The following is a 21,524-nucleotide window of genomic DNA, read 5'->3' on the forward strand; positions in this document are numbered from 1 at the left end:
ATTATTTAACAAACGGCAGCGAGCGGCAGCGACACGCTACGCGGCGCGCTCGTAAAAGATTGCAGCGACGTCCTTCACCTCCTGTTTCCCGGCCCGTTCCAGGGTCTTGTCCGAGCCTTCCGTGCCAATGTGGCGCCCGATGTCGACGTAGGTCACGCCCGGTTCTGTGGCCATGTACTCATAGACATTGGTGTCCCACTCGATGGGCGTGGCGCCCGGGCTGTTGTCGTTGACTGCCGTCTGTGGCGGGTTGAGGTGGAAATCGGTGAGCCATAAGCGCAGCGACTTCATCGTCGGAATGTCGCCTTCACGCTTCAGCGATGTGATGATGTAATAGTTATCGTTGGCTGCAATCAATGCAGTCTCCTAATCGATAGTTCAGGGGGATTGCCGCTGGTGCGGACTTCGCGCCTACATCGCCGAGCGCGCTGGCGGCGACACCGTGCGTGCGGTGCCGTAGACCGCAAATGGCGGTCGGTCGGGCAGCGTGGCCCGTATGATGATTAGTATGGATTTGAGCCGCCGTTACTAAATCGGCGACAGACAAAGCTAGGCCATGAGCGCGAAAACGGTCAAGGAAAGCTCTAAAATATATATGGTGTCCGGCGCGGAAAAACGGGGGCGCGTCTTGTAAATATTTACAAGATAGCTCACCCCTGCAACTGGGTGGCCTCGAACCACGCGTCGTATTCGGCCTGCGCTTGCTCGATTGTCATCGGTTGCGGTTTGGGTGGTGGTGGATTCTTCTCGCGCCACTCTGCAGAAGCCCAATCGGGATATTCCGGCTCGACGGCAGGCAGGCCGAGATTGAAAAAGGCCAACCCTTTCGCGTCAGTCGCTCCGACAACGCGGCCAATCCATTCGCCGTGCGGCCTGCCCTTGCCGAATGCTGCTTTGGCCAGCTCCATCTTAAGATAGAAGTCCGGCGCCTCGTCTGCGTCCTTACCTTCAGCCAAAACGTGCATCTGCTTGGTGAATTCCTGCCCGTCCTCGGCCTGGAAGGTGAACGTCTCGAAGAAATCAGCAAACGCGCTGCCTTCGGTTTCATGTGCCGTGATGGTGAAGCGCTTGATGTTTGTGCCGATACCGAATTCGCGTTTGCCGCCCGGCTTGCCGGTTGCCTTCGCACTTCCGCGCACCTTGGCAATCGCAGCACCCTTGGTGTCGGTGTGGATGATTGGCAAGTCCTGCAGCCAGTTCTCACCGGCCAGCCAGTTGTGAGGCAGGACACGCCACCGCGGCTCGACGTTGTGCTCTGCGTAGTGCGCAGCCCAGCGGGCAGCCTCAGAGATGATGGTGGCGGCTAGCTCTGCATCTGGGTCCAGCTTAGCCCATGCCGCCTTCGCCTCTCTACGCTTTTGCTTGTGAGCATATGCGTTCCAAAACTCCTCAAACCCACCTGGCGGCGTTTCCCCCAACGGGGTGGCCGACAGGCCATCCCCGGCCGGGGGCGGCGTAGCCGCGCCGACAGAACCATCTTCTACTTCCTGTACAGCCGGCCTGTCGGCCGGTGTTTGTAAGTAGGATTCGCTGCACATGGGTACAGCACTAGCGGTCTCTAGTGCTGTACAGGGGTTCAGCACAGTGCTGCACAGGGGTACAGCACTAGGTTTTTCCTCGCTAGTGCTGCACAGGGGTACAGCACTAGGATGCACCACTGCCCATTTTGGGGTGTATTCAGTAGCGCGCGTTCCACCGCCCAGGTGCTGGGTGAAGTACCCCCACGCCACCAATTCGCGGCACGCCTTGATGATGGTGTGTTGGGAAAGGCCGGTTGCTACCTCCAGATAGCGGATGCTGGCCCGGCCGTTGCCCTTGGCCTGCATGTACCTGTCAATGATTACCCAGGCCACGGCCGCGTGCCGGCCCGCCGTGCGGCTATCGGCGGTTATTGCGCCCAGCGTCCACCACTGAGAGAGCAGCGTGCCGGGCTTAGCCGTGCGGGGTTCCTTACCGTCAGTCATAGTGCCTCATGGCTACCCGGCTAATGCCGGGTGCCGACTTCGTTATCGTTGCCCGCCACCGGCAAGGCATCTCGCCATGCCTGAAGATGGTCCGAGTCCCAGCGAACGCAGCCGGGTCCGAGTTGGAGAGGTTTGGGGAAAGTGCCTTCGGAAATTTTCCGATAAATAGTGCTACGGCCGAGGCCCGTAGCCTTGGTGACGTCCGTCAACTTAAGAAGCAGCATGTCTTGGAAATTCCGCTTGACATTGCTTTTTGGCCCTGTATTCTGAGGCTGCCGAGCTAGTGCCATCTCGCTCGCAGGGCCGCTATGTTAGCGACTTATTTTGCTTTGTCCAGATCAATCCCGCACAATCTTTTAAATTATTTAAGACTAGTTGGGACTGTTGCGTTTCTGCAACGGTAACAATTGGTGGTATCTTCGTAAATCGAACCGAAATTACTTCTTACAAATCAATGCCTTATCCAGATAAATTCGACGGTCTCCGTCTCCGCCAGCCGCCTCCGGCGGCCATTTCGGTTGCGTTACCGTTGGCCTCATCGTCCCCTGTCCCGCGTAACGACGATCCCGCGCCATCGTTTCCAGGGAACGCCACATGCGCAAGGAAGAACTCGAAGCAATTCTGAGCGACGGCTCCGGCGAGGTCGACATCGGTCCGATTGAGGATCAGCTTTTCCTGCTCGCGACCGAGCGACGCCTGCCAGACTTGGCGGTTGCCCAGTGCGCGGTCAGGATAGAGGAATCCGCGCCCGCCTTGCTCGACGTGCTCGAGCGTGCGGCGCGCGCAGAACCGCTGACGGAAAAAGACGAGACGTTACTGGTCCGCGGAATCTATCTTCTCGGCGGCGGGCAGCAGACTCAAGCCTTCCAGCCGCTCCTGCGCCTGTTGCGCCGGCCAGAGAGTGAAGTGGACGACCTGCTTGGCGATGTCGTCACCGAGGACTTGTCGCGGATTGCTGCCGGCGCTTTCGACGGCGATGCCGACGCGCTCTTTGGCGTCATCGCCGACGCTTCCGTAGAGCAGTACGTCCGTGATGCCTTGTTCGGCGCAGCGACATTCCTCACCTGGAATGGCCAGATCAAGCGCGATCAGACGCGAGGCTTCCTGGTGCGGTTCTTCGAGGGCCGGCTCGCCGAACCGGACAACGAGGCCTGGACCGGCTGGTTGGAGTCAATCGCACTGCTCGGCTTGCGCGAGCTCAAACCACTAGCCGACGGTGCCTGGAAGGCAGGCCTTGTTCCGGATTTCTCGTACAGCAGAGAGAATTTCGATGAGGATTTGCGTCAAGCCGAGCAGCGGCCTGACGATATCGAACGCTTCACGGAACGTCGGCTTGGTCTGATCGAGGACACCCTCGCGGCGCTGGAGTTGACCGACTGCGGGGATCACGACGAATCCTGGGATGACGAGGATCCCTTCACCGGCGAGCCGCTCGACGTCCACGACTGGATGCCGATGGAGCCGGTCAAAAATCCTATGCGGAATGTCGGGCGCAACGACCCCTGCCCCTGCGGCAGCGGCAAGAAGGCCAAGAAATGCTGCCTGGCCCGCAAGGACTAGACGTTGAACGAACGGGTAAGTCGTGAGGTATCGCGGGATCGTCTACGATGCAGGGCTGAACTTCGCGGACCAGGGATTTTCAGTCGAGCCCTTCGATCCCGTTCTGGTGGCGTACGACATCCGCGTGATTGCCAACGACCTCCACGCCAATGCCGTGCGGATCGAGGGCCGGACCTGACGTGTCGGCGCAGTCCGTCGGGCGACTAAGCAGGAACGTATGTCAGCCTGGCCGTGCCCTCGCCAACGAGATCGGTGGAAACAAGGCGGAGCGGCGGTCGGGGACCGGCGAAGAATGGCTTGCCGCGACCAAGCACGACGGGGTGGAAGTAGAGTCGATACTCATCGATAAGACCAAGGTCGGTTAGGCTTTGTGCCAGGTCTGGGCCGGAAACTGTAATCTCTCCAACAAGCCGAGCCTTCAGGCCACGTATCACCGCCTCGATGTTATCCTCGACAAGTGTGGCGTTGGGGCCGACTGACTTCAACGAGCGCGACACGACCCACTTCGGTTGGCGCCGCCACGCCGCCGCGAACTCATGATGCTCCGCACTCCACTCAGAACGGTCTTCGTCCCAATAACGCATAACCTCGTACATGCGGCGACCGTACACACTGCCGGTCAGGTCGCGCACGTGCTCTATCCAGTGACGAAAGAGTGCGGGACTTGGCGCAAATTCCTGGTGATCGACATAACCGTCCAAGGACAGGTTCATTCCGAAGACGATCTTTGCCATGCTGCCAAATCTCCATCCCAAGATCTTCACGGTAGTATGAATAGAGTGATGCAGAAAGTGAAGTTGGCCGTGACTGCGTACTGTTTTGACGAATAACCAGATGCCCAAGACTGGCGGCTGCACAGTGCACGGTCAGGATAGAGCAATCCGCGCCCGCAGCTCTGTGGCAGATGCCAGATTTCCAGCACTGAAAGCACCGCGCAGCTCGCGCTTGTCAAGAAGGCGCTGGACGTCTCCACCCGGCAGGCGCTTGCTGATCTGCTGAGCTCCTCGCAATCATGAACATGCCTCGTGACGGCTCGCCGCGTCTTTTACTTCCGATATTGTTCCGGCGGCTGCGGGTAGTTCGCCGGATTGCTATCGAGCTTGGAAAGGCGCGTGATCAGCTTGCCGCTGACCAGGGGCTGCAAGTCCGATTCCAGCGCGTCAGCGAGCGGCTTGGCATAGACTTCATTGCCGTCAACGTAGAGCGCGAACAACTTGACGTATTTCGCCTGCTTTTCGGGATCCTCGATCGTCGCTTTCGTCCATGCGTAAAGCGGATAGTTTTCGGTACCCCGCTTCTCAGCTTCGGCCACATAGTCGGCGAAGATGTCGAACTGACACTTCATCGTCGCATGATGTTTGGCGAGGATATCCGCCAGCGGCTTGATTGCCGGATTGTCGGGATCGCGCCGGGCCACCCCGGCAAGCTCGTCGTCGAGATTGATCCGGACCTGATATTCCCATTGCTTGGTCATCGTTGGCTTCCCCCGAGGCCCTCACAAGCCCGCCTCGTCGGCTACGAAATGAAATAGCTAGCTTGGGTAAAGCACTACATCACGTCATCCGGTTCAAGCTCGCCGCGACCAGCGCCTCGGTCCACACAAAAGTGGTTGAATACCTTTGCATGGATCGCGAAGCGCGGCTGCGGTAACACAGCAAGATCGCTCCTATGCTGGCCGGCCGGAGATCGTCCCGAGATCCCCGATCCACGCCATTGTCCCAAACACCGTTCAGCCGATCCGCATCGAAAGCTCGACGTCCCCACCGAATGGCGTCGACATGTAGCCGTTCGCGGGCGAGCGCACATGCGCCAAATAGTCGGGGCTGTAGTCGGCGTTGTCGGCGACAATGAAGGCACCGGGCCTGAGGCGACCTTCCACCAGGCTCAGTATCGCGGGATAGAGGCCCTTGGCGCCGTCGAGCAGCAGCAGGTCGATCGTATCAGGGAGATCGACGCTCAGCGTCTGCAGGGCATCTCCTTCACGGATATCCACGAGGTCGATGAGACCGCCGGCGGTCAGATTGTCGCGGGCCCGCGCCACCTTGGACGGCTCGAACTCGCTGGTGATCAGGCGGCCACCGCCATTGTCGCGCAGAGCTGCGGCAAGGTGCAGGGTCGAGATGCCGAACGAGGTCCCGAACTCGACGATCGTTCGCGCGCCGCAGCCTCGCGCCAGCATGTAGAGCAACGCGCCGGTTTCTCGCGAGACGGCGAGCGGAAGATCCTTCAGACGGCGGTAGAAGTCGCGGTATTCGGTCTTGCTTCGCATCAGACGCGAATGTTCCTCGCCTGAGAGATCGCCCACTGCAGAATTGGCCGCGGGCGAAGCCGCATCAGCCTCTTCGAACAAGCGATCCAGCAACGGCGCAAGCGGGGTGGTGGACAGTGTGGTCATGCAGGTCTCCGGTGTGAAATGAGCGCGTCCTTGCGCTGAACCAGAAATACGACTAATTCGTCGCATTTCCTATTCGCATTGCCGGGCCACTCCATGACCGATCGGCGAAGTACTCGAATTTCCTCACGAAAACAGCCCAAGCAGGTGCGCTCGGCGGAGCTCGTCGCCGCGATTTTGGATGCTGCTGTTCAGGTTTTGGCTAAGGAAGGCGCGCAGCGCTTCACCACGGCGCGCGTCGCCGAGAAGGCCGGAGTCAGTATCGGGTCGCTCTATCAGTACTTCCCGAACAAGGCGGCGATCCTCTTCCGACTTCAGAGCGACGAATGGCGGCAGACGAGCGACCTGCTGCGCGGAATCCTTGAAGACGACCATAGACCGCCGCGCGAACGGCTGCGCACCCTGGTCCACGCCTTCCTCCGCTCGGAGTGTGATGAAGCCGCGATGCGTGTGGCGCTCAATGACGCCGCCCCACTCTATCGCGATGCGCCCGAAGCACGCGAAGCGATGGCGTCGGGAGAGCGCATTGTTCAGGCCTTCATGCGGAAGGCATTGCCCGAGGCATCAGAGGCAACTCGCGCATTGGCCGGCGAGTTGATCATAACGACGCTAACCGAGGTGGGCAGGCAGTTTTCGGAGACCCCTCGCTCGTCCGCAGAGATCGATGCCTATGGCGACGCCATGGCCGATATGTTCTGCGCCTACCTTAAGGATCTCGCGCACGCCTGAGATCGGCGGCAGAGCCGGTCACGACGGATCGATCAGCGCCGCGGCCAAGGATGATCGCGGCGGCGCTTCCACCGCCTTAGTGCGCGGTCATCCAGGCGCGGGCTTCGCGCTGGGCGGCAGCGATCTCTGCTTCCGTCATCTGCTCGGCGATCTCGCGCCGCATCGCCATGGCATCCGTGCGGCCCTTCAGGGCGGCAAGGTTGAACCATTTGTGCGCCGCGACCAGGTTGACCACGCCGGAACGGCCGCTCGCCCAGTAGAGGCCGCGCTCGAACAGCACGTCCGAGATCGCGGTCGCGTCCACCGGAATGGCCGTCTCCAGATTGATATGTCCCTGAAACATTCTCGTAGCTCCCCTTTTTATTGTTGGCCGCCCTCCCCCGAGCGCGGCCCCCGTCCACATCTAACGCCTTACTTCCCCAACGCCGTTTGCCGGCTTGTTGAGGGAGATCATGCCGGCCAAATTTGAAAAGCAGTTTAAGTATCGCGATGAACGGCGTGTAAACGCCCGGGGTGCGGCGAGTTCCCGAAATCCGAGAAGTGCCTGCAGCACAATGACTTATGCGCGATGGTGAAGTTCGGTTTACCCTGGCGGTTGGCGGAACGATAACCATCGCGCGCAAACGCCAACCGGACGCGGCTGTATCGCCGCCCGCCATACGGCAGCGGAAGCCAACCCGTCGTCATGTGGGGAGATCAGGCAACAAAAAAGCCGGCACCAAACGGCCGGCTATTGGAACGAGGGCGTCGGCGAACACGTCAGGATCAGATCTCACGATGGGCCTTGGGCCCTGTGAAATTGCGGAGCCGGATAAGTGGTCCGCACCGAACGAAGAAACCTGTTTCTTCTGCCGGACCGACTTCGAAGGGCGAACCCTTCTTGGAAAGGCGATCCAGCCGTTTGACCTGATGTCTCGCCGACACCCTCTTTCGTCAACCGGAGCCGCCTGGGTGGATCGCTTCAAGGAAGCAGATCGTCCGAAGGTCCGGGTGACGGGCCGGCGTCAACCCGCCGGCATCCTCTCTCGGGCGAGAGTTACTTCTTCTTCTTCGCGACCTTCTTGGTCTTCTTCGCAGTCTTCTTCACTGCGCTCTTCGCCTTCTTCGCCTTCTTCGCTTTCTTCGCCATGTTGCCCTCCAATGAGATGGCTATACTTCGCTGCGTGCACTCGGGAATCGAGATGCACTGCATCCCGAATACACCAACACATCGAAAAAAACAGCGTCCAGCTTAAGGAAGTGTTGATGTTACGAGGCGCGAGAAGTATGCGCGCGCCAAGCGCACGCGCGACGTTGCGCTGACGCACTGATGCAGGAAATGCAGAGTCGATCGACATCGACACTCATCGCGAATGCAAAAAGTGCCTGTGCCACAGGCATTTCTTGAATCGTCGCTTCTTCGCGCGCGATCTGACTGACATGTCGACAAGACTCACCGAGCGGGCTGAGAACACCTCGCGCAGGCGTCGAGTCGCCAATTCCGGCGCCAAAAAAAATTTCGTGGGTAAGCCCTGCCAGCGGCATCTCCGCCCGCCGAAACGGCCTTTCCGGACGAATCGCGGTCGGCCGATTCGGTGAAGCGATGATCCCGACGCGGTGATCGAAGGCGCGAGAAGCGAGCCGCGGACGCCTCCGCACATCGTACAGAGTGCGTGCTGCGATGCCGTTCGCGTCCGCGCGCGAGGTGTCAGAGGCCGAGCTTCGCCTTCAGGAGATCGTTCACGGCCTGCGGGTTGGCCTTGCCGCCGGACGACTTCATCACCTGTCCGACGAACCAGCCGATCATCTGCGGCTTCGCTTTCGCCTGCGCCACCTTGTCCGGATTGGCGGCGACGATGTCGTCGACCACCTTCTCGATCGCACCCAAGTCGGTGACCTGCTTCATGCCGCGCGCTTCGACCAGCGCACGGGGATCGCCGCCTTCCTGCCAGACGATCTCGAACAGGTCCTTGGCGATCTTGCCGGAAATCGTCCCCTCGCCGATCAGCTCAACAATCGCGGCAAGCTGCTCGGAGGAGACGGGCGAGCCCGTAATATCCCGGCCTTCCTTGTTGAGGCGGCCGAACAGTTCGTTGATCACCCAGTTGGCCGCGAGCTTGCCGTCGCGCGCACGGTCGGCGAGGCGGGCAAGCACCGCCTCATAGAACTCCGCGCTCTCGCGCTCGGCCACCAGCACGCCGGCGTCATAGGGTGACAGCGCGAAGTCGGCAATGAAGCGCGCCTTCTTCTGGTCCGGCAGCTCGGGCAGCGTCGTCTTCAGCTCGTCGACGAACGCCTGGCTGAATTCGAGCGGTAGCAGGTCCGGGTCGGGAAAATAACGATAGTCGTGCGCCTCCTCCTTGGAGCGCATCGAGCGGGTTTCGCCCTTGCCCGGATCGAACAGCCGCGTCTCCTGGTCGATGGTGCCGCCGTCCTCGAGGATCTCGATCTGCCGCCGCGCCTCATACTCGATCGCCTGGCCGATGAAGTTGACCGAGTTCATGTTCTTGATTTCGCAGCGGGTGCCGAGCGGACCGCCGGGCCGGCGCACCGAGACGTTGACGTCGGCGCGCAGATTGCCCTTCTCCATGTCGCCGTCGCAGGTGCCGAGATAGCGCAGGATCGAGCGCAGCTTGGCGACGTAGGCCTTGGCCTGCTCGGCATCGCGGATGTCAGGCTTGGAGACGATCTCCATCAGCGCGACGCCGCAGCGGTTGAGGTCGACATAGGACATCGTCGGCGACTGATCGTGCAGCAACTTGCCGGCGTCCTGCTCCAGGTGCAGCCGCTCGATGCCGATGGTGACGCTGCGGCCGCCCTCGAGCTCGAGCTCGACCTCGCCCTCGCCGACGATCGGCGATTTGTACTGGCTGATCTGGTAGCCCTGCGGCGAGTCCGGATAGAAATAGTTCTTGCGGTCGAACACCGAGCGCAGGTTGATCCTGGCGTTCAGCCCAAGCCCGGTGCGCACCGCCTGCCGCACGCATTCCTCGTTGATCACGGGGAGCATGCCCGGCATCGCAGCGTCCACCAGCGAGACATGGCTGTTCGGCTCGCCGCCGAACGCGGTCGAGGCGCCCGAGAACAGCTTTGAATTGGAGACGACCTGGGCATGGATCTCCATGCCGATCACCATCTCCCAGTCGCCGGTCGCGCCCTTGATGAGCTTGTGTGATGTGACAGGTGCGTTCATTGGTCTCGGTTTCCGGACAATTGATATCTGGGACTGCTTTCGGCTTCGCGCAACCGACCGCGCCAGTCAAGCCGGAGAGCATGATCCGGAAAAGATCATGCTCAAACAAAGGGTTTTGAGCGATCAAAGCCCGCGTCGAAACGCCTGGTAGGACTTGCTCAGGCGGAGCGCGTCGGCCCCGCCTGCGATCAGGAGGTCGACCTGTTCCGGCGGCAGCGCGAACCGCGTCGGGATCGCGTTCAGGATGCCCGCGCGCTCTTCGCCCAACTGGTCGAAGCCGAGCCGCTCGACATAGATGTGGATGTCACCGCATTGCCAGTTGCCGCCGATGCCAAGGCGGGCGCGATCCGCCGCCGACAGTCCACACCGCCACCGCTTCAGCTTGCCCGACCATTCGGTGGCAAGCCCGGAGAATGCCGCGTAGCTCGAGCGCACGCTGGCATCGATGGCGGTGTCGGCCGCTGCCGCAACCAGCTCGGCCCCGCTCGGGCCTTCGAGGCGCTGTGCGAAATCGCCGGATATGCCGCGCCCGGCATCGACCACCATGAACAGGATCCGCTGGAGCTTCACCGCCTGCCGCTCCGTCAACGGCTGGTACGGCCGCTCCGCGGCCAACAGCCCGATGGTAAGACCGGACAGGCCAAAATTGTCGACAAGACCGCCGTCCAGCAGCTTCACGTAGCGCATGGAGCCGTCGCGGTAGCGCGCATTGGCCTCGGCGAACGAGCGCAGCAATGGCTGCGCATTCGGATCGCGCCGCACGCGTTCGAGCCAGGCCGGCAGCGGCTTCGAGCACCCGCCGGGATAGGTCTCCAGCACGATCGGCGCGAACGCCAGCGGCACCGCCGCCGATGCGGCAACCGCTTCCGACACACGGTAGGAGCGGATGTCGCTGCACAGCGCGTCGAAGGAGGTCTTTCCGAACACGAAGGGCGTGCGGTTATAGATGTCGGAGGCGTTGATCCAGACCTTCGGCCGCCGGTCCTCGCGCAGCGCATCGAAGCGCGCGCCGTCGAACAGGTTCTGGTCCAGCCACTCGGTGAGCTGGCTGTTGTTGACGCCGCCGGCGAGCGCTCGGCCGATATTGCCGAGCGAGACATTGGTCCTCAGCCCCTCCTCCGCATTGCGCAACAGGAAGCGTTCGCGGAAATCGTCTAGCGCGGCGCGCTTCTTCAGACCGAAATAGGCGGCGGTGATCGAACCGCCTGATACACCGGAGACGAAGTCGACGCGATCGAGCAGCGTTTTCGGCTGACCGGAGCCGCCGTGAGAGCGATCGAGCTCCTTGAGCACGCCGAACGAGAAAGCCGCCGCCCGCGTGCCGCCGCCCGAGAAGGACAGCGCGACCAGCACGTCGTCATCATAGCGTGGAATGTCAGCCCCGAGATTGCTATCGGCGAGCGCGTTGGCAAGCGGCACGTTGCTCGGCAAATTGTAGACTGTTGCGCATCCGGCAAGCGCCACTGCAAAACTGGCCGCCAGTACCGTCGACAGCCACGCCCCTATACCCGATCTACCCACAAACGCCCTCTTGCCCGCAGGCCCCCGCCACGCTTCCCCTCAGCCTATCGCGGGCAATCTGGGCGCCCGCGTGGCGCGGAAACAGGGCAATGTCTATACGAGCCAATTGAAGCGCGGTCCGGTAAAGAAACCGCGTCAAAATGAACCACGGAAAGCCTTCACAACTTGGAGAGGTTAGCCGAGCAGCGCGGTGACGATCCGCTCCCATTCGGCATCGAGCCCATCCTTGGCGACCGGCTGGCCCGCCTGGCGGTACCAATAGCCGGCGTTGCCGAGGTCGCCTTCGACGCGGTGCAGATAGGCGTGCACCCAGGCGGCCTCGGCGGTGCTTTCGTCCTGCACGATGCGGTGCGCCTGGTCCCAATCGCCTTTCGCCGCCCACCACAGCGCCGCCAGCGGCGGCGACAGCGAAGGCTCCGGCGCGGCGTCGTTCAGGCTGGCGCGGAAATCCGCCATCTCACCACCATCTCGGCGGCGTGAAGTGTCCGGCCGCCTGCTCGATCACTTCGCCGAGCGAGAACAGCGTCTCTTCATCGAAGGCGCGCCCGATCAGTTGCAGGCCGAGCGGCAAGCCTTGCGCATCCTTGCCGGCGGGCACCGCGATGCCGGGCAGGCCCGCCATGTTTACGGTCACCGTGAAGATGTCGTTGAGATACATCTCGACCGGATCAGCGCCGCCCTTCTCGCCGACGCCGAACGCCGCCGACGGCGTCGCCGGCGTGAGGATCGCGTTCACGCCCTTGGCGAAGCAGTCCTCGAAATCCTTCTTGATCAGCGTGCGCACCTTCTGCGCGCGCAGGTAATAGGCGTCGTAATAGCCGGCCGAGAGCACATAGGTACCGATCATGACGCGGCGACGCACCTCATCGCCAAACCCATCGGCGCGGGTGTTCTCATACATCTCGCCGATGCTGCGGCCGGGCACGCGCAGGCCGTAGCGAACACCGTCATAGCGCGCCAAGTTCGACGAGGCTTCCGCCGGCGCCACGATGTAATACGCCGGCAGTGCGTATTTGGTGTGCGGCAGCGACACTTCGACCAGCTCGGCACCTGCCGCCTTCAACCATGCCGCCCCATCGCTCCAGAGCTTCTCGATCTCGGCGGGCATGCCGTCGAGGCGGTACTCCTTGGGGATGCCGATCTTCATCCCCTTCACCGACTTGCCGATCGCAGCCTCGTAATCGGGCACGCCAATATTAACCGAAGTCGTGTCCTTCGGATCATGCCCCGCTATCGAGCGCATCAGGATCGCGGAATCGCGCACCGTGCGCGCGATCGGACCAGCCTGGTCGAGCGAGGATGCGAATGCAACGATGCCCCAGCGCGAGCAGCGGCCATAGGTCGGCTTCACCCCGACCGTCGCCGTGAACGCCGCCGGCTGGCGGATCGAGCCGCCGGTATCGGTTGCGGTTGCGCCCATGCACAGCAATGCCGCCACGGCGGATGCCGAACCGCCCGAGGAGCCGCCCGGCACCAGATGCGTGTTGGAGCCCTCGCGCCGCCACGGATTGACCACCGGACCGAAGCATGAGGTCTCGTTCGACGAGCCCATCGCGAACTCGTCATTGTTGAGCTTGCCGAGCAGGATCGCACCGTCGCGCCAGAGCTGCGAGGTCACGGTCGATTCGTAAGGCGGCACGAAATTGCCGAGGATCTTCGAGCAGGCGGTGGTGCGGATATCGCGCGTCGCGAACAGGTCCTTGATGCCGAGCGGGATGCCGGCGAGCGGACCGCCCTCGCCCTTGCCGATCTGCTTGTCCGCGGCGTCAGCCATCTCGCGCGCGCGATCCGGCGTCTCCAGCACATAGGCGTTGAGCACGCGCGCCGCCTCGATCGCAGCAAGGTGCGCATCGGTGAGCTCGCGCGCGGTGAAGGACTTGTTCGTCAGGCCCTCGCGGGCCTCGGCGATCGTCAGCGATGTCAAATCGGTCATTTATTGATCGGGCTGCAGAAGAACGGAGACAGGGTCTTGTCGTCGGCGGGATCGTCTTTCTTGGCGCGCGCCTTGTCGGCGGCCTCGAGCTGATCGAGCACGGTTTGCATCACCGCATTCGGATCGGCGGCCTTGCCCTGCCGCTCCATCACGTCGAGATAGTTCATGTAGGCCTGATAGGCCTTTTCATCGTCGCAGAGCAGACACATCGGACTTCCCGCAAAACAAGTAGAGAGAGGAGCTTACTCGACGACCTTCGGCACCAGGAAGAAGTGATTCTCGGTGGCCGGCGCGTTGCGGACGATATCATCCGCAATCTCGCCGTCATTGACCACGTCGGCGCGCTTCTTCATCTCCATGGGCGTCACCGAGGTCATCGGCTCGACGCCCTCGACATTCACCTCCGAAAGCTGCTCGACGAAGGCAAGCATCGCGTTCAGCTCGCCCTGCAGATGGGGAACTTCAGCCTCGGAGACCGCGATCCGCGCAAGTTGCGCGATGCGGCGGACGGTCGTGGCGTCGACTGACATTATATATGGCCTTTGGGCAGCAAGATCAGCCCGCCGTATAGCAGACGCCGGTTTTGCGCCGCAACCCGCAGCCGTTCACCTCTCCCGAAGGGAGAGGTCGCGCAAAGCGCGGGTGAGGGGCTACGGTCCCTCATTAGAGCCGCAGCCCCTCACCCGATTTGCTGCGCAAATCGACCTCTCCCCGCCGGGGAGAGGTAAAGAAGCTAGCGGCCCAAGGCCCCCATCCGCGCCAGCGCCTCGCTGGCCAATGTCCGGGTCAGCTCGTCCGCCGGCAGTTCGCGGCCCAATGGCAGCGCCTGTCCGGCCCACATATTGGTGAAATCGACCCTGCCGAGTTTTTCGGCAGCCACCTTCAGCGGCGCCAGCGCGGTTGCAGCGTGCGGAAAGGCAGGCGCGTCCGGCGAGATCGGCCCGATCTCGGACATCGCGCGGTTGGCGACCCCGCGCGCCGGCCGCCCGGTCATCACATTGGTGATCACGGTTGAATCGTCCTTCGCCTGCGCCAGCGCGGCACGCGCCGCCGGCCCCACCCTGGATTCCGGGCAGCGCAGATAGGCGCTCCCGATCTGCACGCCGGAGGCACCCAGTGCGAACGCCGCCGCAATCCCGCGCCCGTCCGCGATCCCGCCGGCCGCGATCACCGGCACTTTCACCGCATCGACGACCTGCGGCAGCAGCGCGAAGAGGCCGGGCTGCTCGGCAATATTGTCGGTCAGGAACATGCCGCGATGGCCGCCCGCCTCAGCGCCTTGCGCGATGATGACATCGGCGCCGTGCTGCTCGAGCCAGACTGCTTCCTTCACGATGGTCGCCGACGCCATCACGATCGCGCCCGCATCCTTCACCCGCTTCAGCAGCCGCTCCTCCGGCAGGCCGAAATGGAAGCTGACGACTTCCAGCTTCAGTTCCTCGACCACTTCGCACATCGCGTCATCGAACGGCGCACGGTTGGCGGCGTTGACGGGCGCCCCGGGATCCAGCCCAAGCTCTTTGTAATACGCCGCAAGCCGCGCCTTCCAGCGCGCCTCGTGCTGCGGATCCGGATCGTCCGGCTGGTGGCAGAAGAAGTTCATGTTGATCGGCGCGGAGACGCGCTGGCGGATGATGTTGACCTGCTCGCGCGCCTTCTCCGCGGTGAGCATCGCACAGGGCAGTGAGCCGAGCGCACCGCCTTGCGCGGCGGCGATCACGAGATCTGCATCCATCACGCCGGCCATCGGCGCCAGCACGATCGGAAACTCGGTCTTGAACAGATCGACAATTCGGCGGTCCGGCCACATGATTCAGCTATTTCCCCTTTTTCATCTGCACTTGCATTACGCCCGCACTGAAACCGCAGAATTGCGCTGCCCGCGCAAGATCTGTTCGGCCTCACTGACGATCCTGTCAACGATTTCACCCGCGGGCGGAATGTCGTGGATCAGCCCGACCGCCTCGCCCGCGATGACGGCGGCCACGTCGAAATTGCCGGTGGCTCTGGCCTCGGCATATTCGGCGGCAACCGTCTTCACGTGCTGCAACAGCTCGATCTCGCGTCCCATCCAGCGCCGCGCATGGTCGTTGATGAGACAGCGCCCGGTGAATGGCGCCGGCCAGACATTGTTGCGCGAGAGATCGAAGATGATGCCGCGCACGGTGTTGCCGCTCCTGGCCGCACAGATGCGCCGCTTCGCCTCCTCCGCGCCGTCGGCCTCCTCGCTGGCATAGAAGCGCGTGCCGAGCAGCACGCCGGAGGCGCCCAGCGCCAACATCGCCGCCAGGCCGCGGCCATCGGCGATGCCGCCCGCAGCGACGACAGGCACGCGACCGCCGGCAAGATCGACGATCGCCGGCACCACGTCGAGCGTCGTGCGCGAAGCGCCATGGCCGCCCGCCTCTGTCCCCTGCGCAATCAGGATATCGGCGCCCGCTTCCAGCGCCTGCCGCGCCATCTCCTCATCCTGCACCTGGCAGATCAGAAGCCGGCCGGCAGCCTTTATCTTTGGCGCAAACGGTTTCGGATCGCCGAACGACAGCATGATCGCGCGTGGGTTTGCGGCAAGCGCGATATCAAGGAGCTCCGGCTGTTTGGCCATGCTCCAGGTGATGAAGCCGATTCCGAACGGCGCGGCGCAAGATCCCAGCTTTGCCGCCTCGCGCTCCAGCCACGCACGGTCGCCGTAACCGCCGCCAAGGATGCCGAAGCCGCCGGCCTCACTGACGGCTTTCGCCAGTCGCGCGCCTGCGACCACATCCATCGGCGCCAACACAATCGGGTGACGAATGCCCAAAAGCGCTGTTAATGGCGTGTCGATCGGCATCGTGTCCCCCAAGCGATCTGGACAGTGAGAATAGGCAGGACTACCATTCTGTCGAAATGAATACTTGAGGACGCTGCCATCTCAATAATGAAACGCAGGCCGCGATCATGGAACTCACCGACCTCCAGACCTTTGCAACGGTCGCCCGTCTTGGCGGCATCACGCGCGCCGCCGACGAACTGCACACTGTGCAGTCCAACGTGACCCAGCGGATCAAAGCGCTCGAGGCCGAGATCGGCACGGCGCTGTTCGAGCGGCACAGCCGCGGCATGACGTTGACCGGCGCCGGACGGCGGCTGCTCCCTTATGCGCAACGCATGGCCGCACTCTCGCGCGAAGCGTTGCTCGCCGCCCGCGATGATGGCGAGCCGAAGGGACCGCTCGCGATCGGCTCCATGGAAACGACGGCCGCCGTCCGCCTGCCGGTGCTGCTTGCCGATTTCCATCGCCGCTTTCCGGCGGTACGCCTCACCCTGAAGACCGCGACCACGACCGATCTCGTGACCGCCGTGCTTGATGGCACGCTGGACGGCGCCTTCGTGGCCGGCCCGATCGATCACGCCGAGCTCACGTCCACCCTCGCCTTCCGCGAAGAGCTGGTGCTGGTCACCGCGCGCCGCTGGGCCAGCCTCGCCGCCTTGCGCGCGGGCACATCGGAATCCGGACCGACCGCGCTGGTGTTCCGCACCGGCTGCACCTATCGCCAGCGGCTCGAGCAGATCTTCACCGACTTCGGCTGGCCGTCGGCCGCACGCTTTGAGCTCGGCACGCTCGACGGCATGGTCGGCTGCGTCGCCGCCGACATGGGCGTGACGCTGTTGCCGCGGGTCGTCGTCGAGCGCAACGCGTTGCATGCCAGCGTCAGCATCCACACGCTCGATCCATCCTATGCCCGCGCCGAAACCATCTTCATCCAGCGCCGCAGCGCCCATCAATACAGCGCGCTGCAGAGTTTTGCCGCCTGTCTCGACAAGGACGATCAGGTCATCGCGGCCTGACTGCCCGTTCCGCTCCGCGAAATTCGCAATGCCATTTTTCTGTGACGGAGCCACACGCTTCGCGCGTGCGAGCACACGTCATCAAAAATTTTTGGATCGTTGTGCGCGTCTACGTTAGTATGTGGCGCTTTCTACCAACAACCATAACGTCAATATCTGGGAGGGACTGCGATGCGCACCGCATTCGTGTTGTGCTGTTCTGTTGCCTTGTTGGCTACGGTCGGAACGGCAAGCGCACAAGACTGGACCAAGTCGAAATGGGGGCCGAACGACGAGATCGGCGCCGCCAACTACATGACGCCCGAGCTCGTCATCAAAGCCGCGTCGTTGGTGAAGACCGGCAAGACCTACGCGCTCGGCATTCCCGTCGACACCAAGACGCCGGCCTATCCGCCGCGCAGCTTCAAGATCACCATCGTCCAGCCCGGACAGGCCGGCAGCTCCGGCATCGGTCCGAACAAGGCAACCTACAATGACGATATCATCGATACCTGGGTCGGCATCGGCAGCCAGCTCGACGGGCTCGGCCATCTCGGCATCGAGCACGTCTACTACAACGGCAACAAGCTCGCCGATTTTGCCGATCCCACCGGCCTGAAGAAGCTCGGCATCGAGAAGGTGCCGCCGATGGTCGCCCGCGGCGTGCTGCTCGACATGGCCGCCTACTACAACACCGACGTGGTCAAGGAAGGCACCGCCTTCAACGTCAAGGAGATCGAGGAAGTCGCGAAGAAACAGGGTGTCGAGATCCGCCAGGGCGACGTCGTGATCTTCCACACCGGCTGGCTCAGCCTGATCGGCAAGGACGACAAGCGCTATTCCGCCGGCGAACCCGGCCTCGGGGTCGAGGGCGCCAATTATCTCACCGGCAAGGGCGTGGTGGCCGTCGGTGCCGATACCTGGGCGGTCGAGACCATCCCGTTCGAAAGCCCGAACGTGTTCGAGGTGCACCAGATCCTGCTTGCCAAGAACGGCACCTACATCCTGGAGAACATGGACACCGCCGAGCTCGCCAAGGACAAGGGGTATGAGTTCCTGTTCGTGCTCGGACAGCCGCGCTGGCGCGGCGGCGTGCAGAGCATGATCAACCCCATCGCGATCCGGTAGCCCCGAGGCACGCTGCCGGTTTCACCTCTCCCATCGGGAGAGGTCGGCGCACAGCGCCGGGTGAGGGGTCACGGTCTCTCATGGGCACCTGCGCCCCCTCACCCGGATCGCATCTAGCGATGCGATCCGACCTCTCCCCGCTGGGGAGAGGTGAAGAGAGCGCTTTGCCTCCGCAGGGCACCACGTGTTAATCGCATCCTCATGCCCGCCCCTGTCCTCCCCCTGATCGAAGCTGTCGCGCACTGGCCCGAGCGCGGCGCGTTGATCGGGCTCGATCTCGGAACCAAGACCATCGGCATTGCCGTCTCCGATCCGGATCGACGGCTGGCGACCGGTGTCGAAACCATCCAGCGCAAGGCGTTCAAGGCTGACGCGGGGCGGTTGCTGGTGATCGCCGGCGAACGCAACGTGGTCGGCTTCGTGCTTGGGCTTCCCATCAACATGGACGGCAGCGAGGGGCCGCGAGCGCAATCGACCCGCGCCTTCGCGCGCAACCTCTCCAACCTGACCACGCTCGCGATCGGGCTCTGGGACGAGCGGCTCTCGACGGCGGCCGTCGAGCGCGAATTGATCGGCCTGGATGTCAGCCGCGCCAAGCGCGCCGAGGTGATTGACGAGCACGCCGCGATCTTCATCCTGCAGGGCGCGCTGGATCGGCTGGCAAAATTGCGGGGCGAGCGCTGAAGCATGGCCGTCGTCATCGCGGCGCTGTTGCCGACATTCCTCTTGATCGCGCTCGGCTTCATCCTGAAGCGGACGCTGCTCAAGCCCGAGATGCAATGGCAGGGCCTGGAACGGCTGACCTATTACGTGCTGTTCCCCGTGCTCTTGATCCAGACGCTGGTGAAGGCCGACCTGACAAAGGTGCCGATCGGCGGTGTCGGCGGCGCGCTGTTCCTCTCTGCGCTGGCGATGTCGCTCCTGTGCCTCGCACTGCGCCCGCTGCTCGGGCGCAGCGGCGTCGACGGTCCTGCCTTCACCTCGGTGTTCCAGGGCGCCACCCGCTGGCAGACCTATGTCGCGCTCGCGGTGTCCGGTGCCCTCTACGGCGATGTCGGACTCGCGCTCGCTTCGGTGGCGATGGTCGCGATCATTCCACTGGTCAATGTATTCAGCGTCTCCGTGCTCGCGCACTACGCCGCGCCGCAAAAGCAGTCGGCGGGCGCCATCGTCATGACGGTGGTGAAGAACCCGCTGATCTGGGCCTGCGTCGTCGGGCTCCTACTGAACGTGACCCATTTCCCGCTGCCAAAGCTCTGGCATGACGTCGCCGACGCGCTCGGCCGCTCCTCGCTTGCGATCGGCCTGCTCGTCACCGGCGCCGGCCTGCATCTCGAAGGCATGTTCCGCCCGAGCCTCGCCGCCAGCGTCACGGTGTTCCTGAAGCTGATCGCCATGCCCGTACTTGCCGTGATGCTCGGGCTCGCGTTCGGGCTATCGGGCCCGAGCCTTGTGATCGTCGCCGTCGGCTCCGCGGTCCCCACTTCCTCATCGGCCTACGTGCTCGCCCGCCAGATGGGCGGCGATGCGCCGCTGCTCGCGCAGATCATCACGCTGCAGACGATACTGGCTGCGATCACGATGCCCGTTATCATCGCGCTCGCGGCAAGCGGGCGCTAGGCTTACAACAATATCCAAATGAAGAGGGCGAACATATTCATGGCTGAATGAGCCATAACTGCCAACCAAGTCGAGTTGCTGCGCCAGCGGAAGTAACCGAGAAAAATACCGGAGACGAAGAGACAGAAACGCCCAAGCCAATCATATTGAGTGTGGAGTATCGCCCATACTATTGATGTCAGAACAATCGCGCCGGTCGGGCCGAGGAAGGATTGCGACCAGCCACGAAACATAAAACCACGAAAGAGAAATTCTTCCATTAGCGGCGCTGCAATGCAAGCGGAGAGCAAATAGATGAACAAACCGTCGGCTCCCGCGGCCCGGAAATCAGAATCGACAGGAGCGTTACTGGTGGCACCAACGACCAAACTCTCCGCCATCACGAATATGGTCGTGATTGCCAGAGCACGTCGGAGTTCAATTGGATTTGGCCACTTCAACGCAAGATATTCGGCGAACTCTCGGCGGGCCATCCAGATGGCGATCCAAAGCACCGCGATCGCAGGTGGACTTGCCAGAATGCTGGCGGCGCTTTCCAAACTATTCTGGATCACCCCTGTTCGAAGTTGCGCAGGTGACAATATCTTGCCGGCTAGGTCCGATATGATATTGAAGAAAAAGTCCGATGCGAAAATAAAAGCGCCGTAAGCGATCAGGCTGACGAACGTCGTCTCCATGAAGTCCCAGGTTCGCGGCGGCCGTGGCGAGACCGAGGCCGGCGACTTGGCTTTTTCGAAGTCCGACATATCGATTTTTCCGCGACAACGTCGCAGCGAAGGTGGGTTCAGATTCTACCTACCATAACCGGCGATCATCCCGCCAGTAGGATGCAAGCAACTACGACTGCCCCGCAAGCCACAGCGTCTGCAGCGTCGCGGCGAGATTGTTCAGCCCGTGCAGCACGATGGTGAGCCAGGTCGAGTTAAAGCGGTAGCGCAGGTAGCCGAACACGAGCCCGATCGAAAACACCTCGCTCAGGAAGAACCAGTCGTATTGCAAATGGAGCAAGGTCCAGACGAGCGACGACATCAGAATCGCGCCTCCGGGCCGCAGGGCCGTTTCCGACCAGCCGCGATAGAGGAAGCCGCGAGCGAGAAGCTCTTCCGATACCGGAGCGGCGATGCAGAACGCGAGGACGAGCAGCCAGAGTGCGCCTTCGGCCTGCGCCGATTTCATCACCTCGCCCATGAAGCCCGGCGAGGCTTCGCGGCCAACCGCGCGCAAGATGAGATCCCATACGCCAACCAATAGCGCCAGCGCGACGGCGCCGATGGCGAAACTCTTCCAGGAGGTCCAGCGTAGCGCGAGATAGTCGGCAAAAGAACTCCGGGTCGGCCGGATCGCAATCCAGAGCGGCAGCAGCACCCCCGGCAATCCCGTGATGACCGAGAGCGCAATCGTCAAGCCCCCGCCGATCGTTTGGATGACCGATGCGATATTGGGGGCGTCCTGCTTCTGCATGAAGTAGATGACGACGGCGAGCTGCCCAAGGAACATGCCGCCGAACACGAACAATCCCCACAGCGTCGTACCCCAGAATTTCCAGATCCGCGGCGGCGGTGGAGCGGTGGTCAGCGGAGGATTATCGGGACTGAGGACATCCATCAGCTAACTCTCGATCGATTGCGCGCCTGCCGCCTCCACAACGTCATGGCCGGGCTCGTCCCGGCCATCCACGTCCCTTTTTCTCTGCCTCGC

The 21,524-nt window shown here is 62.7% G+C and carries 24 protein-coding genes; 7 read left to right on the forward strand and 17 right to left on the reverse strand.

Translation table 11 applies throughout. The features are described 5' to 3' along the window. Positions 1-36: 36 nt before the first annotated feature. From ACZXDY_RS05335 to ACZXDY_RS05345, 3 genes are all read right to left on the reverse strand, one after another. On the reverse strand, positions 37-357 hold the full coding sequence (locus ACZXDY_RS05335) for a hypothetical protein (protein ID WP_464344758.1): 321 nt from the start codon (positions 355-357) through the stop codon (positions 37-39). A gap of 293 nt (positions 358-650) precedes the next feature. Continuing rightward, positions 651-1,964, reverse strand: a complete 1,314-nt coding sequence (locus tag ACZXDY_RS05340; protein WP_464344759.1) for a hypothetical protein — start codon at positions 1,962-1,964, stop codon at positions 651-653. Between the two features lie 20 nt (positions 1,965-1,984). Beyond that, positions 1,985-2,254 (reverse strand): helix-turn-helix transcriptional regulator, encoded by a 270-nt coding sequence (locus tag ACZXDY_RS05345; protein ID WP_464344760.1) that lies wholly within the window; start codon positions 2,252-2,254, stop codon positions 1,985-1,987. A 304-nt stretch (positions 2,255-2,558) separates the two neighbouring features. On the opposite strand from ACZXDY_RS05345, the gene ACZXDY_RS05350 reads away from it, so the two are divergent. Beyond that, positions 2,559-3,524 carry a DUF1186 domain-containing protein gene (locus tag ACZXDY_RS05350; RefSeq protein WP_464344761.1) on the forward strand — a complete coding sequence of 322 codons (966 nt, stop codon included), beginning with the start codon at positions 2,559-2,561 and terminating at the stop codon, positions 3,522-3,524. Positions 3,525-3,546: 22 nt separating this feature from the next. Beyond that, complete coding sequence (locus tag ACZXDY_RS05355) at positions 3,547-3,702, forward strand: hypothetical protein (RefSeq protein ID WP_155255386.1); 156 nt, start codon at positions 3,547-3,549, stop codon at positions 3,700-3,702. 25 nt (positions 3,703-3,727) lie between these two features. Here ACZXDY_RS05355 and ACZXDY_RS05360 read toward each other — a convergent pair whose 3' ends face one another. From ACZXDY_RS05360 to ACZXDY_RS05370, 3 genes are all read right to left on the reverse strand, one after another. Then, positions 3,728-4,258: a dihydrofolate reductase family protein gene (locus tag ACZXDY_RS05360; protein ID WP_464344762.1), complete on the reverse strand. Its 531-nt coding sequence runs from the start codon at positions 4,256-4,258 to the stop codon at positions 3,728-3,730. Between the two features lie 311 nt (positions 4,259-4,569). Beyond that, positions 4,570-4,998, reverse strand: a complete 429-nt coding sequence (locus ACZXDY_RS05365) for a hypothetical protein (RefSeq protein ID WP_464344763.1) — start codon at positions 4,996-4,998, stop codon at positions 4,570-4,572. A 255-nt stretch (positions 4,999-5,253) separates the two neighbouring features. After that, positions 5,254-5,919, reverse strand: coding sequence for an O-methyltransferase (locus tag ACZXDY_RS05370; RefSeq protein WP_464344764.1), 666 nt, complete (start codon positions 5,917-5,919; stop codon positions 5,254-5,256). A 93-nt stretch (positions 5,920-6,012) separates the two neighbouring features. On the opposite strand from ACZXDY_RS05370, the gene ACZXDY_RS05375 reads away from it, so the two are divergent. After that, on the forward strand, positions 6,013-6,645 hold the full coding sequence (locus ACZXDY_RS05375) for a TetR/AcrR family transcriptional regulator (RefSeq protein WP_464344765.1): 633 nt from the start codon (positions 6,013-6,015) through the stop codon (positions 6,643-6,645). A 76-nt stretch (positions 6,646-6,721) separates the two neighbouring features. Here the strand turns inward: ACZXDY_RS05375 and ACZXDY_RS05380 are convergent, their stop codons facing one another. The 9 genes from ACZXDY_RS05380 to ACZXDY_RS05420 all read right to left on the reverse strand — a co-directional run bounded on the left by ACZXDY_RS05380 (position 6,722) and on the right by ACZXDY_RS05420 (position 16,101). Next, positions 6,722-6,988: a hypothetical protein gene (locus ACZXDY_RS05380; RefSeq protein WP_028166669.1), complete on the reverse strand. Its 267-nt coding sequence runs from the start codon at positions 6,986-6,988 to the stop codon at positions 6,722-6,724. 1,344 nt (positions 6,989-8,332) lie between these two features. Further along, positions 8,333-9,817, reverse strand: a complete 1,485-nt coding sequence (gene gatB, locus ACZXDY_RS05385; protein WP_464344766.1) for an Asp-tRNA(Asn)/Glu-tRNA(Gln) amidotransferase subunit GatB — start codon at positions 9,815-9,817, stop codon at positions 8,333-8,335. Positions 9,818-9,940: 123 nt separating this feature from the next. Then, positions 9,941-11,338 (reverse strand): patatin-like phospholipase family protein, encoded by a 1,398-nt coding sequence (locus ACZXDY_RS05390; RefSeq protein WP_464344767.1) that lies wholly within the window; start codon positions 11,336-11,338, stop codon positions 9,941-9,943. Positions 11,339-11,512: 174 nt separating this feature from the next. Further along, on the reverse strand, positions 11,513-11,794 hold the full coding sequence (locus tag ACZXDY_RS05395) for a hypothetical protein (RefSeq protein ID WP_464344768.1): 282 nt from the start codon (positions 11,792-11,794) through the stop codon (positions 11,513-11,515). Between the two features lies 1 nt (position 11,795). Continuing rightward, entirely contained in the window at positions 11,796-13,271 is a 1,476-nt protein-coding gene (gene gatA / locus ACZXDY_RS05400; RefSeq protein ID WP_464344769.1) for an Asp-tRNA(Asn)/Glu-tRNA(Gln) amidotransferase subunit GatA, read from the reverse strand. After that, the gene (locus tag ACZXDY_RS05405; protein WP_028166674.1) at positions 13,268-13,480 is read right to left on the reverse strand and encodes a hypothetical protein; all 213 of its coding nucleotides are present in this window, start codon (positions 13,478-13,480) and stop codon (positions 13,268-13,270) included. Before ACZXDY_RS05405 ends, gatA begins: the two co-directional genes overlap by 4 nt. 33 nt (positions 13,481-13,513) lie before the next feature. Beyond that, positions 13,514-13,801, reverse strand: coding sequence for an Asp-tRNA(Asn)/Glu-tRNA(Gln) amidotransferase subunit GatC (gene gatC / locus ACZXDY_RS05410; protein WP_028166675.1), 288 nt, complete (start codon positions 13,799-13,801; stop codon positions 13,514-13,516). 203 nt (positions 13,802-14,004) lie between these two features. Next, on the reverse strand, positions 14,005-15,081 hold the full coding sequence (locus ACZXDY_RS05415; protein ID WP_464344770.1) for an NAD(P)H-dependent flavin oxidoreductase: 1,077 nt from the start codon (positions 15,079-15,081) through the stop codon (positions 14,005-14,007). A gap of 36 nt (positions 15,082-15,117) precedes the next feature. After that, positions 15,118-16,101, reverse strand: coding sequence for an NAD(P)H-dependent flavin oxidoreductase (locus ACZXDY_RS05420; protein WP_464344771.1), 984 nt, complete (start codon positions 16,099-16,101; stop codon positions 15,118-15,120). A 107-nt stretch (positions 16,102-16,208) separates the two neighbouring features. On the opposite strand from ACZXDY_RS05420, the gene ACZXDY_RS05425 reads away from it, so the two are divergent. The 4 genes from ACZXDY_RS05425 (at position 16,209) to ACZXDY_RS05440 (ending at position 19,826) form a co-directional block, all read left to right on the forward strand. Further along, complete coding sequence (locus ACZXDY_RS05425) at positions 16,209-17,099, forward strand: LysR family transcriptional regulator (protein WP_028166678.1); 891 nt, start codon at positions 16,209-16,211, stop codon at positions 17,097-17,099. Between the two features lie 171 nt (positions 17,100-17,270). Continuing rightward, a complete protein-coding gene (locus ACZXDY_RS05430; RefSeq protein WP_464344772.1) occupies positions 17,271-18,206 on the forward strand; it encodes a cyclase family protein in 936 nt (311 codons plus the stop codon). Positions 18,207-18,407: 201 nt separating this feature from the next. Continuing rightward, positions 18,408-18,890 (forward strand): Holliday junction resolvase RuvX, encoded by a 483-nt coding sequence (gene ruvX, locus ACZXDY_RS05435; protein ID WP_464344773.1) that lies wholly within the window; start codon positions 18,408-18,410, stop codon positions 18,888-18,890. A 3-nt stretch (positions 18,891-18,893) separates the two neighbouring features. Further along, positions 18,894-19,826 carry an AEC family transporter gene (locus tag ACZXDY_RS05440; RefSeq protein WP_464344774.1) on the forward strand — a complete coding sequence of 311 codons (933 nt, stop codon included), beginning with the start codon at positions 18,894-18,896 and terminating at the stop codon, positions 19,824-19,826. A gap of 2 nt (positions 19,827-19,828) precedes the next feature. Here the strand turns inward: ACZXDY_RS05440 and ACZXDY_RS05445 are convergent, their stop codons facing one another. Both ACZXDY_RS05445 and ACZXDY_RS05450 read right to left on the reverse strand, forming a co-directional pair. After that, the gene (locus ACZXDY_RS05445; RefSeq protein ID WP_464344775.1) at positions 19,829-20,572 is read right to left on the reverse strand and encodes a lysostaphin resistance A-like protein; all 744 of its coding nucleotides are present in this window, start codon (positions 20,570-20,572) and stop codon (positions 19,829-19,831) included. A gap of 91 nt (positions 20,573-20,663) precedes the next feature. Further along, positions 20,664-21,431 (reverse strand): lysostaphin resistance A-like protein, encoded by a 768-nt coding sequence (locus tag ACZXDY_RS05450; protein WP_464344776.1) that lies wholly within the window; start codon positions 21,429-21,431, stop codon positions 20,664-20,666. Between the last annotated feature and the right edge of the window lie 93 nt (positions 21,432-21,524).

This window comes from Bradyrhizobium sp. LeoB3, assembly GCF_055456055.1.